General features: G+C 53.8%; 14 protein-coding genes. 11 read left to right on the plus strand and 3 right to left on the minus strand.

Annotated elements, in window-relative coordinates:
* The first annotated feature begins 131 nt into the window (after positions 1-131).
* The 8 genes from CPH80_RS08030 to rdgC are packed head-to-tail and all read left to right on the plus strand — an operon-like array spanning position 132 to position 5,871.
* Positions 132-1,472 carry a TRZ/ATZ family hydrolase gene (locus CPH80_RS08030; RefSeq protein ID WP_096281489.1) on the plus strand — a complete coding sequence of 447 codons (1,341 nt, stop codon included), beginning with the start codon at positions 132-134 and terminating at the stop codon, positions 1,470-1,472.
* 35 nt (positions 1,473-1,507) lie between these two features.
* Positions 1,508-2,224, plus strand: coding sequence for a bifunctional 2-polyprenyl-6-hydroxyphenol methylase/3-demethylubiquinol 3-O-methyltransferase UbiG (gene ubiG / locus CPH80_RS08035; RefSeq protein ID WP_096276748.1), 717 nt, complete (start codon positions 1,508-1,510; stop codon positions 2,222-2,224).
* A complete protein-coding gene (locus CPH80_RS08040) occupies positions 2,214-2,873 on the plus strand; it encodes an HAD family hydrolase (RefSeq protein ID WP_096276750.1) in 660 nt (219 codons plus the stop codon). The genes ubiG and CPH80_RS08040 overlap by 11 nt, the downstream gene beginning before the upstream one ends.
* 60 nt (positions 2,874-2,933) lie before the next feature.
* Entirely contained in the window at positions 2,934-3,683 is a 750-nt protein-coding gene (locus tag CPH80_RS08045; protein WP_096276752.1) for a YciK family oxidoreductase, read from the plus strand.
* Complete coding sequence (locus CPH80_RS08050) at positions 3,683-3,916, plus strand: glutaredoxin family protein (protein WP_096276754.1); 234 nt, start codon at positions 3,683-3,685, stop codon at positions 3,914-3,916. Before CPH80_RS08045 ends, CPH80_RS08050 begins: the two co-directional genes overlap by 1 nt.
* A gap of 13 nt (positions 3,917-3,929) precedes the next feature.
* Positions 3,930-4,700, plus strand: a complete 771-nt coding sequence (gene yaaA / locus CPH80_RS08055) for a peroxide stress protein YaaA (protein ID WP_096276756.1) — start codon at positions 3,930-3,932, stop codon at positions 4,698-4,700.
* Positions 4,701-4,724: 24 nt separating this feature from the next.
* Positions 4,725-4,925: a DUF2788 domain-containing protein gene (locus tag CPH80_RS08060; RefSeq protein ID WP_096276758.1), complete on the plus strand. Its 201-nt coding sequence runs from the start codon at positions 4,725-4,727 to the stop codon at positions 4,923-4,925.
* 19 nt (positions 4,926-4,944) lie between these two features.
* Positions 4,945-5,871, plus strand: a complete 927-nt coding sequence (rdgC, locus tag CPH80_RS08065; RefSeq protein WP_096276760.1) for a recombination-associated protein RdgC — start codon at positions 4,945-4,947, stop codon at positions 5,869-5,871.
* A 44-nt stretch (positions 5,872-5,915) separates the two neighbouring features.
* Here rdgC and CPH80_RS08070 read toward each other — a convergent pair whose 3' ends face one another.
* On the minus strand, positions 5,916-8,660 hold the full coding sequence (locus tag CPH80_RS08070) for a GNAT family N-acetyltransferase (protein ID WP_096276762.1): 2,745 nt from the start codon (positions 8,658-8,660) through the stop codon (positions 5,916-5,918).
* A 158-nt stretch (positions 8,661-8,818) separates the two neighbouring features.
* On the opposite strand from CPH80_RS08070, the gene CPH80_RS08075 reads away from it, so the two are divergent.
* The gene (locus CPH80_RS08075) at positions 8,819-9,745 is read left to right on the plus strand and encodes a histone deacetylase family protein (RefSeq protein ID WP_096276764.1); all 927 of its coding nucleotides are present in this window, start codon (positions 8,819-8,821) and stop codon (positions 9,743-9,745) included.
* A gap of 30 nt (positions 9,746-9,775) precedes the next feature.
* On the opposite strand, the gene CPH80_RS08080 is transcribed toward CPH80_RS08075, so the two are convergent.
* Positions 9,776-10,693, minus strand: coding sequence for a flagellar protein MotY (locus tag CPH80_RS08080; protein WP_096276765.1), 918 nt, complete (start codon positions 10,691-10,693; stop codon positions 9,776-9,778).
* 241 nt (positions 10,694-10,934) lie between these two features.
* Between CPH80_RS08080 and pyrC the strand changes: the two genes are divergently transcribed.
* On the plus strand, positions 10,935-11,966 hold the full coding sequence (pyrC, locus tag CPH80_RS08085) for a dihydroorotase (protein ID WP_096276767.1): 1,032 nt from the start codon (positions 10,935-10,937) through the stop codon (positions 11,964-11,966).
* Between the two features lie 43 nt (positions 11,967-12,009).
* Positions 12,010-12,666: a ribonuclease T gene (gene rnt / locus CPH80_RS08090; protein ID WP_096276769.1), complete on the plus strand. Its 657-nt coding sequence runs from the start codon at positions 12,010-12,012 to the stop codon at positions 12,664-12,666.
* Positions 12,667-12,751: 85 nt separating this feature from the next.
* On the opposite strand, the gene CPH80_RS08095 is transcribed toward rnt, so the two are convergent.
* Complete coding sequence (locus CPH80_RS08095) at positions 12,752-14,737, minus strand: SDR family oxidoreductase (protein WP_096276770.1); 1,986 nt, start codon at positions 14,735-14,737, stop codon at positions 12,752-12,754.
* Positions 14,738-15,061 lie beyond the last annotated feature (324 nt).

A 15,061-nucleotide genomic window follows, 5' to 3' on the forward strand; every position in this document is an offset into this window, starting at 1 on the left:
GTAACGCGTTTCATAACGCTGAAAACGGCCAGTATAACGGTTATACTTCCGGGCTACATTTCATTGTCCGGCACGCTTGTGCACTTTTCGTGCTCAACCTCATTCGTGGCCGGCACTGCAAGGCAGAGTTAATGACGGCAGATACTATTACCGCAGCCGATATTCGTATCAACGCCCGCTGGCTGATTCCCATTGAACCGTCCGGGATTGTCCTTGAACATCAGGCCGTTATTATTCAGGGCACCAAAATTGCGGCGGTGTTACCCATAGCAGAGGCAGATCGCGGATTCCGCACCAAGGAGACGATCGACCTGCCCCACCACGTGGTTATGCCCGGGCTGATCAACATGCATGGCCATGCGGCCATGTCGCTGTTTCGTGGCCTGGCAGACGATCTTCCCTTAATGACTTGGCTGAATGAACATATCTGGCCGGCAGAAGGCCGTTTTGTCAGCGAGCAGTTTATTGCCGACGGCACACAACTGGCCATGGCAGAAATGCTGAGAACCGGCACAACAACCTTCTCGGACATGTACTTTTTCCCGGAAATTGCAGCCCAAGCGGCTCACGATACCGGCATGCGCACGCAGATATGCTTTCCTCTGCTGGACTTTCCCACGGTATGGGGCTCTGGGCCGGATGAATATCTGAGCAAAGGCGAGGCGTTGATCAATACATGGAAAGATGACAGCTACATTATGCCCGCGATTGGGCCCCATGCACCCTATACGGTATCTGATGGGCCATTACTCGAAGCTGTCGCGCTCTCTGAAAAAACAGGCGCTCGCATCCAGATTCATCTGCATGAAACCGCATTTGAAGTGGCGGAAGCCATAGAAAAACAAGGTAAACGCCCAATTGAACGGCTGGCGAAGCTTGGCGTTCTTGGAGCCAAAACCCAGTGCGTTCACATGACCCAAATCAGCGACTCGGACATTGCGCTGCTTGCAGACACAGGCGCGCACGTTATCCACTGCCCCGAATCCAATCTCAAGCTCGCCAGCGGCTTGTGCCCAGCCCAAAAGCTGATAAAGAGCGGAATCAACCTGGCAATCGGAACCGATGGCGCAGCCAGCAATAACGACTTGGATCTGTTCGGCGAAATACGCACCGCCGCCATGGTTGCAAAAGTGGTCGCCAACGATGCAGCCGCTCTTTGTGCCCATGAAGCACTTCAAGTGGCAACGCTCAATGGCGCCAAAGCTCTGGGCCGGGAACATGAGCTTGGCTCACTGGTGGCCGGCAAGCTGGCAGACATTATCGCTGTTGATCTCAGCGACCCGTTTATTCAGCCGGTTTACGATCCTGCCTCCCATCTTGTCTACAGCAACCATGGCCGCGCAGTAACCCATAGTTGGATTAACGGCGTACCTCAGGTACAGGATGGAAAATTGACGCGTATTGATGTCCCAGATCTTATGCTTCGCGTTGAGGGCTGGGCTGAGAAAATCCGCCAGCAGCAGGCTGACTAACCGAATTCCTACAGATTGATCAGGCAGAGCGCAACATGACAAACCAGAACGTGGATCGTAACGAAATCGCCAAGTTTGAAGCCCTGGCCAGCCGTTGGTGGGACCCCACCAGCGAGTTCAAGCCGCTGCACGACATTAATCCGCTGCGCCTGAACTACATCGACGAGCGCGTATCCCTCGCGGGCAAACGGGTGGCAGACATAGGCTGTGGCGGCGGATTGCTTTCAGAAGGCATGGCGCTGCGCGGTGCTCATGTAACCGGCATAGACATGGGCGAAGCGCCACTGGCTGTTGCACGATTACACGGCCTGGAAAGCGGAATTAAAGTCGACTACCAGAAAATCACCGTTGAAGAACTGGCCCGCGACCCAGAACATGCCGGCCAGTACGATGCGGTTACTTGCTTGGAAATGCTGGAGCACGTACCCGACCCGGCTTCGATCATCAAAGCCTGCTCTGCCCTTCTCAAACCCGGCGGGCACCTGTTTGTATCTACCATCAATCGCAACCCAAAATCCTTCTTGTTTGCCATTGTGGGTGCTGAATACGTTCTGAACATGCTGCCCAAGGGCACGCACGAATGGAAGAAGTTTATCCGGCCATCAGAAATGTCCGACCATCTGCGCCACGCCGGGCTGGATGTGCGTGAGCTGACGGGTATGACCTATAACCCTATTACCCGTTCCTATAAGCTGGGCCGGGACGTGGATGTAAACTATCTGATGCACGCGCGGGATATCCGTGAAGACTGAACAACCCTCAACCGTTCTGTTCGATCTGGATGGCACACTGATCGACACAGCGCCAGATTTTATCCGGTGCCTTAACGAATTGCGCCAGCAACACGGGCTCCCGGCACTTCCGGCAGATCGCATACGCCGGTCCGTCTCCAATGGCGCCCGGGCCATGGTGCGGGTGGGCTTTGGGCTGGAGCCAGAGCACCCGGATTATCTTGGCAAACACACAGCCTTTCTGGATCTGTACGAGGCCGGTGTCGCCGTTGAAACCCGTCTCTTTGAGGGCATGGATGCGCTGCTTCAATCGCTGGAACAACGAGGAATCCCCTGGGGCATTGTTACCAACAAACCGGTACGCTTTGCTGCCCCGCTGGTTCAGGCCCTTGGTTTGGCAGAACGCTGTGCTTCGCTGGTTTGTCCCGATCACGTCACCGATCGAAAACCACATCCGGAAGCCCTTTTTCTCGCCTGCAAACAAATCGGCGCAGGTCCTGCCCGCGCGGTGTATGTAGGCGATCACGAACGCGATATCGAAGCCGGCCGCAATGCCCGCATGAAAACCATCGCCGTGCGCTATGGCTATATCGAAGAGCCTGAAACCGTTGATCTATGGCAAGCAGACATCATCGCAGACACCGTCAACGATCTCGCAAAGCTGTTATAATAATGCGCTTTTGAAACTGACCCATTTTCACAAACTCTCAGTCTGACACGGAGACAGGTTATGCATGATTATCAGGCACCCGCCGATCTTCTGAAAGACCGCATCATACTGGTGACCGGTGCGGGCAGCGGAATCGGCCGTACAGCAGCCAAAACCTATGCCGCCCACGGTGCCACTGTGATTCTTGTGGGGCGAACCTTAAGCAAGCTGGAATCGGTGTACGACGAAATCGAAGCCGACGGGCACCCCAAGCCGGCCATTGTGCCGATGAACTTTGAAGGCGCTGCCGTAAAAGATTACGAAGAACTGGCCATGACCCTGGAAGACAACTTCGGGAAGCTCGATGGCCTGCTTCACAACGCCGGCATTCTAGGCGACCGCAGCCCGGTAGAGATGTACGACCCGGAGCTCTGGAATAGGGTCATGAACGTGAATGCTACGGCACCGTTTCTAATGAGCCGAGCGATGATTCCCCTGTTGCGCAAGTCGGATGCTGCGTCGATTATCTTCACCTCCTCCGGTGTTGGTCGCAAGGCAAAGGCTTACTGGGGTGCCTACGCCGTATCAAAGTTTGCGGTGGAAGGGCTGACCCAGCTTCTGGCCGACGAGTTGGATGATAAGCACTCCAACGTTCGGGTAAACAGCCTGAACCCAGGCGCTACCAGAACCAATATGCGGGCCCATGCCTACCCAGCAGAGAACCCGAATCAGAACCCGACACCGGAAGATATAATGCCGGTTTACCTGTACCTGATGGGCCGTGACAGCGCCGACGTAAACGGCCAGCAAGTGGACGCCCAGCTAAAATAATGGAACTGCTTTTTTACACCACATCTCAATGCCATTTGTGTGAGCTTGCCGAAGCCTTGCTCGTGAGCACGCCCATGCCAACGCCAATACCGGTGGATGTGGTGGATATTGCACACTCAAAAGAGCTGGTAGAACGTTTCGGCACGCGAATTCCTGTCCTTCGGCGCAGCGATACTGGGCAGGAACTCGACTGGCCATTTACCCGCGATCAGTTACTCACGTTTCTGCAATGAGGAATTATCTGACATGCTGATGGTTATCTCACCCGCTAAAACCCTCGACTACGAGAGCCCGCTGGCAACGGAAACCTTTACCAAGCCAGACTTTCTAGACGACGCCTGCGAACTGATTGACCAGCTTAAAGAGCTGGAGCCCCACCAGGTGAGCAACCTGATGAACATCAGCGACAAGCTGGGGCAGTTGAACGCCGAACGCTTTCAGAGCTGGCACACGCCCTTCTCTGAGAAGAACGCCCGCCAAGCCTTGCTGGCGTTCAAAGGTGACGTATACACAGGGCTAGATGCTGGAAGCTTCAGCGAGCAGGACTTCAGTTTCGCCCAGAAGCATCTGCGCATGTTGTCCGGGTTGTACGGCGTTCTCAAACCTCTTGACCTAATGCAGCCGTACCGGTTGGAAATGGGCACAAAGCTTGAGAACGAACGCGGCAAGGATCTGTATGCGTTTTGGGGTGATCGCCTCACTCAGGAAATAAACCGCCTGCTGAAGAGCGACGACGACGTTCTGGTAAACCTGGCCTCGAACGAATATTTCAAGAGCCTGAAGAAGAAAGACCTTGAAGGACGGCTTATTACCCCCCAATTCAAGGATTGGAAGAATGGTCAGTACAAAATGATCAGCTTCTACGCCAAGAAAGCACGTGGCCTAATGTGCCGCTATGCCATCCTGAATCGCATTACCGACGCAAACGACCTCAAGGGTTTTGACCTTGATGGCTACTATTTCAGTGAAGACCAGTCCGACAAGAACAACTGGGTTTTCCTGCGGGATGAACACTAATCCAGATTGAGTTCGGAGCAAAACATGAATGAAGCAGTATTTTCCCAGATCGCCATGTTGGTGCTTCTGACAGGTCTTATTGGCTGGATGGGGTTCATTGTGTGGGACCTAGCCAAAAAATCACAGGCCGGGAAGTTTGGTACCATCGCCCTTTTTATAGTACTGGGGGCCGGTGTGGTTGGTTTCATCGTCAAAACAGTACTCGTAGAGGTTATGCAAATATGAAAGACAAGGATCAAGCCTGATGTGGTTTCGTAATGCCCGCGTTTTCCGTTTTACCAAGCCGTTTGATATTTCTGCTGAAGAGCTGGAAGAAAAGCTCAGCGCAGATGCATTCAAGCCCTGTGGCCCACAAGAAACCGCTCGCCAAGGCTGGGTTCCGCCTCTTGGCAAACACGGCGAACTGCTTGTTCACAGTGCCAATGATTACCACCTGATTGCCTTGCGCAAGGAAGAAAAGATCCTGCCTGGGCCAGTGATAAAAGATGCGGTTGAAGATAAAGCCGAAGCCATTGAGATCGAAGAGGGTCGCAAGGTTCGTCGCAAGGAGAAGGAAGAAATTAAAGAGCAGGTGATGCTGGAGATGCTGCCCCAGGCATTTTCGCGGAACCGCCGCTGTTTTGCTTATCTGGCTCCAAAGGACGGCGTGTTGGTGGTTGATGCCGGCTCCGCGAAACAGGCGGAAGACCTGGCCTCAACCCTGCGCACTAGCCTAGGCTCCCTGCCCGTGCGCCCGCCGGCGCTGGAACAGTCTCCGATCTTCACGTTCACCGGCTGGCTTAATGAAACCATCGACCTGCCCGGCGCGGTGGTGCTAGGTGATGAATGTGAGTTGAAAGATCCTGCAGAAGACGGCGGCGTGGTTCGCTGCAAAGGACTGAACCTGAAGGCAGACGAAATCCGTAACCATCTGGAAGCGGGAATGGAAGTCACCAAGCTGGCCCTAACCTGGGACGACAACGTGTCCTTCGTTCTGGATGAAGAAATGGGCATTCGCCGGCTGAAATTTGGCGAAACGCTACAGGATCAGCTCGATGACGTAGACGTGGATGACGCTGTGGCAAAATTTGATGCAGCCTTCACTCTTATGACTTTAGAGTTGTCCAAACTGATTCCAGGCTTGTTGGAAGCCATGGGCGGCGAAGACCGTTCGGCCATCGTCGAAGAGTAATCACTCAGGCGCATGAGCGCCGCTGAAGCCTTTCTCAAAAGGCCTCAGTGGGCGCCCTTCTTCAGCCGCTCCTTTTGCCAGTCGTTTTCCGGCTCGTTCAGCACCAACCGTAAGTCCATGACCTCTTCTTCAGCGTTATACTTAATCTCAAAGCCCACGTGCTCGGCCAGTTGCAACATCGGTCGGTTATCTGCCAGTACATCGCCAACCATTTCCACCGTGCCGCGGGCCCGGCAGTAATCGATCATTTTTTGCATCAGCGCAACACCAAGGCCTTCACCCTTCATTTTATCGTGAACCATCACCGCAAACTCGCACTGCAAGTTGTCCGCGTCTGTCCAGGTTCTTACGGTACCGAGAGTTTCCTCCCCTTCACCGTCCTCTTTCGACGCATTGGCAATAAAGACCATTTCCCGGTCGTAGTCGATCTGCACCATCTGCGCGACGTCTTCCCGGGAGAAGTGTTTACGGTATTGGAAGAAACGGTAGCGAATGGATTCCGGCGACTGCAACTCATGGAACACCCGGTGCGATGGTTCGTCTTCTGCCAGAGCCGGGCGGATAATTATCCGGCGCCCAGATTTGGGAAGCACCAGCCACTCCTCAAGCTCTCTCGGGTAAGGCTGAATAATCGGTCGGCCGGGCGTTTTAGACAGGTTGATAGCCACATTCACGGCTACCGCGCCCTGATCGTTGAATAACAGGGGCGAAATTTCCAACCCGCGGATCTCTGGAATATCGATCACAATCTGGGAGAGGGTAACCAACGTTTCCGAGACCGCCCTGATATCCGAATCAGGCTTCAAGCTGTGCTCTTTGAGCAGCTTATACATATAGGTACGGCGCAACAGCTCCCGGGCGAGAACCATGTTCAGCGGTGGCAGCGCAATTTGCCGATCTGTCATCACGCTGATATGCGCACCCGAGGCGCCGCAAACCACCAAAGGCCCGAACTGCGCGTCTCTTGTGATGCCGACACTAAATTCAATGCCACCGACGTGCTGATAAGACCGCTGCATAGCAAAACCAACAAAACCGCTGGTTGGGAAGTGTTTTTGGTACTCCTCCATCAGAAAACGGCAGCCATCTATAATTGCAGACTCATTATCCAGCTTCTTTACCGTCCCTTTATAGCGGCGCTGGGCAACGCTCAACTTCATGAACGGGTCACAGGCTTGCTCGTGCACCAGAGTAATGTCCACAGGCCGACGCTCTATGGAAAAAGCCTCTACAACCTCTTCAACATCATCACAATAAATTGTCTCAATGGTGTTGATGCCGTAATCGTCAACCACAGCTCTGGCTTCTTGGTTTGACAGATGCAGCCTATCCGAACGAAGGGCGTTCATCACCACGCGCCGTGTTTGAGTGTGATCTGAAAAATGATCGGTAAAGGATTCCGGCGTCTCCGTTAGCAGGCGTTGAACACGCTGATGGCGCACATGCTGCATAAAGGCAACCACGGCTTTCTCGGGATTAAAGAACGATGGCACACCCGCGCGATAAAACTCCTCGCGAGCCTCCATCACAGTGCTCTGCCCAAGCCAGCAGGTGAAAATATTAAGGCGCGTGCCCTTTGCGGCCTGCACCACAGCATCGGCAATTTGCAGGCTGTCTTCTGTAAGGCTGGGAGCGTACATCACCAGCACGTTAGCCACTTCAGGGTCTTTGGCCAGAATTTTTATGGCCTTGCCGTACAATTCAGGGGACGCATCATAGTTAAGGTCGATGGGGTTCTTGCGCGTCCAGTACGGAGGCAATAGCTCCGCAAGGCCGTTAATACTGGACTCAGACAGACTAGCAAGCTCGCCGCCCAGATCCGCCAGCCGATCAACTGCCAGAACCCCGGGGCCAACACCGTTCGCCATAATTGCCAGAGACTCTCGGCGTAGCGGGCGCATACGGGTGAGCGTCTCCAGCGCATCGAACATTTGCCCCAGCCCGTCAACCCGCAGCACACCGGCGCGCTGGAGCATGGCATCGTATATGGGATCACTGCGCATGATGCCATCAGGCAACTCATGGGGAAGCCATTCAGATTCTGGTACGCGCCCGGATTTAACCACAATCACAGGCTTGGTTCTGGACGCCACCCGCACGGCCGACATAAAGCGCCGGGCGTTGGGAATATGCTCGATGTGCAGGAGAATCGCGCGGGTTTGGGTATCTTGGGCCAAGTAATCAATCAAGTCGTCGTGATCGATGTCCATACCATCACCCAGGGTGAGAAAGTAAGAAAACCCCACCCCGCGAGCAAACGCCCAATCAATCACCGAACTGGCGATGGTGCCCGATTGGCCTACAAACGCCACACGGCCGGGGAGCACACCCATGTGTGCATAGGTGGCGTTCAGGCTTCTGGCTGGCACCATAAGACCGATCGTGTTCGGGCCCAGCACTCTAATGCCGCTTTCCTTGGCAGCCTCCCCAACCGAATACATCAGGGGCGTCCCGGTTTTACTGTGGGTACGAGACATACCGCCGGTCATCACAATCGCCGTGCGCACACCCGCTTCGCCCAAGCGCCGGATGGTTTTGGCCACGGTTTCCGGAGGTGTACAAACAATGGCAAGATCTGGAGAGAACTCCATTCCCGACACTTTTTTCACGCAAGGAACACCGTGCACATTGTCGTAATCGTTCCGGTTTACCACCAGAAGCCGGCCCGGATAGCCACCACTCATCAGGTTTCTTAACACCATGCCGCCAAGGTTGTCTGATCGTTCCGACGCGCCTATCACTGCAATGGAAGCGGGATTGAACAGACTTTCAAGATACCGAGTGCTCAAGCTGACTCTCCTCTAGCATGTGTTTGCCCTATCTTAGGCATTGAAGTACCTATGTGAAATGCCTATCGAACCTATAAGACCAAAGAAACCCGGCGTGACGAGATTATCCCTGATAAGATCGAATAAAATACAAGCACAATCGGGGCTTTTCGAGATTTATGACCACCGCATTTTTTTCCCACGATGACTGCATGAAACACGACATGGGGCCAGAGCATCCCGAAAGCCCTGGCCGGCTGGCCACCATCATCAGTTACATTGCAGACACCGGCATGGCCGAAAAGCTAGATTGGGTTCGCCCCGAGGAGATCACCCGCGACCAGCTTTTAAGTGTGCACCCGGAACGCTACCTGCAACAGCTGGATATGATGCAACCTACTCGCGGCCGGGTATTCACAGATCCAGACACTGCGATGATGCCAGACACCCTCCGCGCAGCAAGATTGGCCGCCGGCGCCAACATCCAAGCCGTGGATATGGTAATGAGCAGCCAAGTTACCAACGCGTTCATCTGTGCAAGGCCTCCCGGCCACCATGCTGAACGTAGCAAATCCATGGGTTTCTGTTTTTACAACAATATTGCTTTGGCTGCCATGCGAGCCCTCAATTTCCACCACCTTGAGCGGATAGCCATCATTGATTTTGACGTGCATCAGGGAAATGGCACGGTGGATATCGTGAGTGGCGATGAGCGCATACTGATGTGCTCCAGCTTCCAGCACCCCTTCTATCCGCACTCCCATGCGCACCAGCAAGCCGATAACATTGTGAACATCCCCATTGAAGCTGGGTGTTCCGCTGTGGATTTTCGCAAGTTAGTGGAAGAAGGATGGATAAAGCGCCTAAATGCATTCAAGCCCCAGGTTGTTCTCATATCAGCCGGGTTTGACGCTCATCGCCTCGACCCCCTGGCAGAGCTCAATCTGGAAACAGAAGACTACCGTTGGTTGACCGAAATGCTGGTAGGCATCGCAAGCGAGCACAGTAACGATCGGATTATCTCAACGCTGGAAGGTGGTTACCACCTGAAGGCTCTGGCAGAGAGCGTGAATGCCCACTTGGAAGTATTGAGCTCGGTTTATTAAAGGCAGATTTAAACATTAGATCGTAGCGCGTCAGCCAGCTGACGCACTGCCGTAACCATTGGCCTGCTGAAGCCCCGGGCGCTCGCCTTCACGCTGCAGACGAATCGTTGTGCGACGGTTTTCGGCCTGGCGACGGGACGCTGGGTACTGATCGCCATGGGATCTTTCTGTTATTAAGTCCGGGGCGACGCCCCTGCTTTTCAAATAATCCGCCACCACATTGGCGCGATCCTCAGATAAGGCCCGGTTATCAATTCGGCTACCCACGTCGTCTGTATGCCCATCCACAAAAACGCGCTCAACGGTAGAGTCGGCCATAATGTAGGCCACAATGTTATCCAAGTGGTTCATGTCGGCCTGTGAAAGCCTCTTGCTGCCTGTGACGAAGGTCACTCTCGAACGCCCTACCTGATCAATATTCACCGGCAGAAGATTCGCGGCACAGGAACGATAGCGCTGATACTGGCCACTGAAATTGATGTTGGAAACCTGCACACGCACCGGGCTGCCATCGTACCAAGAGTCCTGCGTAACGGTAGGGCGCATGCCCTCGAGAAGGCTCTGGGCAAGAATGACGGCGTGGCGCGTATCCAGAGACACTGGCCGGCGCCCTTCTGTTACGTTTACCGCGCCCACTGGCCGTGGTGCGACACCTGGCCTCCAAGCTGGGGCCTCAACAACCAGAGAGCCACGGCCAGGCCGCATAAGATGCGCTTCAGATTCTAGGAAAAAAGACAGCTTTTCTCCGGCTCGGTGGCTGAAAACGGCCCGGCCGTATCCCGGAACTTCATGCACCAGTGAACACTCGAAAACCGACTCGGCAAGATACCACTGGCTGTTGCTAATTCCGGCACCATAGCTTCCGGCCACGCCAGATCCAGGCAAGAACGCGCCCAAGGCGAGTATTCCCAGCAATTTCAGCGTTTTTTGGTGGAAGCAACCTGCCATATAACTGCCATAAGAGTGTCATAAGGGTGCCGTAACAGTGGCACCGTTGGTTCACGGGTGTTTCGTAGCTACCCTGTTTAACGGCACCCATCGGGTGTTCTTTAGTCAGCGAGGGTAAAAACAATCACTGGCGCCTTCTGCTATAATCTGCAAAATTTTTCAGGGTCAAAGCGCCGTCCAAATCGAACGCGTTTTTCACGCCTCTGTTTCAGCCCTTTGAAGGTACTGCGGAACCCAGCTCATGACCGAACAGCTTACCCTTGTGCGCCCCGACGATTGGCACCTCCACGTTCGCGACGGCGATGTTTTAAAAGATGTGGTACCGGCAACCGCGGCCTGTTTTGGGCGGGCGATCATCATGCCCAACCTTGCGCCGCCGGTAACAAACGCCGCCGAAGCGTCCGCGTACCGGGAGCGCATTTTGGAAGCAGCCAAAGGCACAAACTTCCAGCCTTTGATGACGCTCTATCTCACAGAGTCCACCACGCGCGCGGAGATCCTTGAGGCAAGTGCCGAAGGCATTGTCGCGGCAAAGCTGTATCCAGCCGGAGCCACCACAAACTCCGCTTCGGGCGTACAAGATATTCGCAATATCTACCCAGTACTGGAAGCCATGGCTGAGTGCGGCATGCTGCTGCTTGTTCATGGCGAAGTGACCGATGCAGACATAGACATTTTTGATCGGGAAAAGGTATTTCTTGAGCGGGTTCTGGCACCCACGCTGGAAGCCTTCCCCAACCTTAAAGTTGTACTTGAGCACATAACCACCGCCGAATCCGCAGAGTTTGTACGCCATCACCAAGGCGACAACCTGGCAGCAACGCTCACGCCCCAGCATCTCATGTACAACCGTAATCACATGCTGGTGGGTGGCATACGCCCTCATCTTTACTGCCTCCCCATTCTCAAACGTAACCGACACCAGCAGGCTTTGAGAGACGCTATTGCCAGTGGCGACAAACGGTTCTTTTTGGGAACCGACTCGGCCCCGCATTCAAAGGATAAAAAGGAAGCTGCCTGCGGATGTGCGGGCTGCTATTCCGCCTACGGCGCGATTGGATTGTATGCAGAGATTTTTGAAGAGCTCGGCATTCTAGACCAGCTAGAAGCCTTTGCCAGCCTCAACGGTGCGGACTTCTATGGCCTGCCACGCAATACCGATACCATTACCTTGGTGAAAAAACCTTGGCCTATGCCGGATGAATTACCTCTGGCAGGTGGTACCATCGTTCCGTTGAAAGCCGGCGAAACGATTAACTGGCGCCAAGCGTAAACCTACCCCAATTTCCTGATAAACGGCCACGACCGGAGTTTTAGTGACTGACGAAATCAAACAATCGCACCCCATGTCCCGCAGATTTCGCGGTTTTTTACCGGTTGTTGTCGATGTGGAGACAGGCGGATTCAATCCGGGGCGCGATGCTCTGCTGGAAATAGCGGCGGTTATGCTAACCATGGATGACGACGGCCGGTTACAGCGTGCTGAAACCCATGTGCAACAGATTGATCCATTTGAGGGCGCCAACCTGGAACAGTCCGCGCTGGACTTCACCGGCATCGACCCTTGGAGTCCAGAACGGGAAGCCGTGCCCGAGCGCGAAGGCCTGAGTGAAATTTTCAGCTCCATTCGTAAGTCGATAAAGGCGCACGACTGCAAGCGGGCGGTTCTGGTTGGCCACAACGCTACCTTCGATCACAACTTCGTATTTGCAGCTGCATCACGGGCAGAAATCAGCCGGAACCCTTTCCATCCGTTTTCGACATTCGACACAGCCGCACTGGCAGGCTTAGCGTATGGCCATACTGTACTGGCGCAAGCGTGCAAACTGGCTGGCATTCCATTTGATCCCAAAGAAGCACACTCCGCTGCCTACGATGCGGAAAAAACAGCAGATTTGTTTTGTGGCATCGTCAATCGCTGGCTGGATCTGGGCGGCTTTCCGCCACCTATGATTTCGGATGAAGCCGAATAGCACAGGCTTCATTCCACAACACAGCACCCACAAAAAACCCGCTTCACAAAGCGGGTTTTTTGATTCAACTTACCAAAAGCGCTGCTTACCAGTGAATGCCCCGCATAACCGCTGCGAATGCCACCTGTTCCGTGGACACCTTAGGCCTTTCAATGGGCTTGCCGCCTACTCCTGGCGATGAATCCGGGAACATGTGGTACCCAGTGTTCATCACGATCTCGCCCATCTTAGGTGCCACGGCATGTAGCACCTGGGCAAACACACCAAGGCGTGTCGCAATCCGCTTAGGACGATAAACAATCGCGTCCGCAACCATATCTGCTGCTTCTTCCGGTGTAAGCGTCGGCACAGAATCGTAGATCTTAGTGGGTGCAATCATCGGCGTTTTCACCAACGGCATATTGATGGTGGTAAACGTTACGTTGCGATCGGACCATTCAGAAGCCGCACATCGGCTGAATGCATCGAGCGCCGATTTAGACGCCACATACGCAGAGAATCGCGGCGCATTGGTAAGAACACCAATGGATGAAATATTCACCACGTGTCCGCCCTTGCGCTCCAGCATGGAAGGCGCAAAGCCCATGATCAGGCGCACGGAACCAAAATAGTTAAGCTGCATGGTGCGCTCAAAGTCGTGAAAACGATCAAATGCCAACGACAGCGAACGTCGAATAGAGCGCCCGGCGTTGTTCACCAGCACATCCACATGACCGTGGTTATCCAGAACGGTTTTCACAAATTGATCGCACTCCTCCATGTTGGAGAAATCGCACTGGTACGCATGCACGTTGCCCCCTTTGGCCTCCAGTGATGCGGTTACCTCATCCAGCGTTTTGCGAGTACGGGCGCCAATAACCAGAATGGCCCCGGTCTCCGCCAGTTTTCCGGCTGTCGCCAAGCCGATACCCGAGGTTGCACCAGTTATCACCACTACCTTGCCATCAACCGTGCCTTTAAGCGTGCGATCTTTGAACAGGTCTGGATCCAGATGACGCTCCCAGAAATCCCAGATCACCGGCGCGTAATCCGGCAGACGGGGCACTTCAATACCGGTTCCTTTCAGCACACGCTCGGTTTCACGGGCATCAAAGCGGGTGGGATAGTTAACAAACGACAGCACGGAGCGGGGAATACCCATGTCTTCTAACAAAGCGCCCGTTAAACGCTTTACCGGTGGCAGGTTTTTCAGGCTCTGGCGGATGAACGGCGGAATAAACCCGAACATGCGGGCATCAATACGCATACCCATTTTTGGCGCATGGGCAGCTTCGCTGAATATATTAAGAATTTCGCCAACTTTATAAGGATCCGTGTCCACAAGGTGAAAGCAGTTACCGTCTTCGCCATCCAGATGCGCTATGTGATCCAAAGCATTGACCACGAAATCCACGGGGACAATATTCAGGCGGCCGCCTTCGATACCAATCGTCGGCACCCACTGGGGCAGCGTTCGACGGATTTTCTGGATCATCTTGAAGAAATAATAAGGGCCATCAATCTTATCCATTTCACCGGTGGCCGAATGACCAATCACCATACCCGGGCGGTAGATACGAAATGGCACCTTGCACTCTTCACGGACAATCTTTTCTGATTCGTGTTTGGTCATCAGGTACGGATGGTCCAGCTTCTCGGCTTCTTCGAACATATCCTCGCGGAACGTGCCCTTAAACATGCCCGCCGCTGCAATAGATGAAACATGATGAAAGTGCTTCGCTCCCACGGCTGCGGCGGCTTTAACTGCGGATCTGGTACCCTCGATGTTCGTAGCCTGCTGGGCTTCTTCATCGGCACCCATATCGTAAACGGCTGCAAGGTGGAAAAAGTGGTCGACCTTTCCTGTCAGGGCTTTCAGGGTTTTGGCATCAATGCCCAGGTTCTCGCTGGTAAGGTCACCAACCACAGCCTTTACCCGGGACTCATCTACGCCCCAACGCTCTCTGAGTGCATCGAGTTTTCCCTGAGACTGCTCACGTACCAGCAAATGCACGGTGCCGCCGCGTGCCAGTAATTTTTGCACAAGAAAACGGCCGATAAACCCGGTACCACCGGTCAGGAAATAATTCATTGATAATCCACCTTGCCTGTTGCTCTGTTGTTATCGATTTATGCCGACCGCCTTAGACCAAAGTTTGATATCGGCTCTACATGGCCGCCATTGTACTTAATTGTAACCTTATGTATCGACATTTTTTAGAGCTTTTACTCTGTAACTTATTGTTTTAAATAGAGCCATTACTCTAAAAATTTACCAGGAACGCCTGTATGCATTTCCGACACAATGTACTTGAGACTAGCACAATATTAGCTACTCACACTCCCCAGAGCTGAATTACCACAAAGCAATGAAACAGCCTGCCAGCAATGCGATAATCAGGAACTTACTGCCTCT

This window comes from Marinobacter sp. LV10R510-11A, assembly GCF_900215155.1.
GTDB lineage: Bacteria > Pseudomonadota > Gammaproteobacteria > Pseudomonadales > Oleiphilaceae > Marinobacter.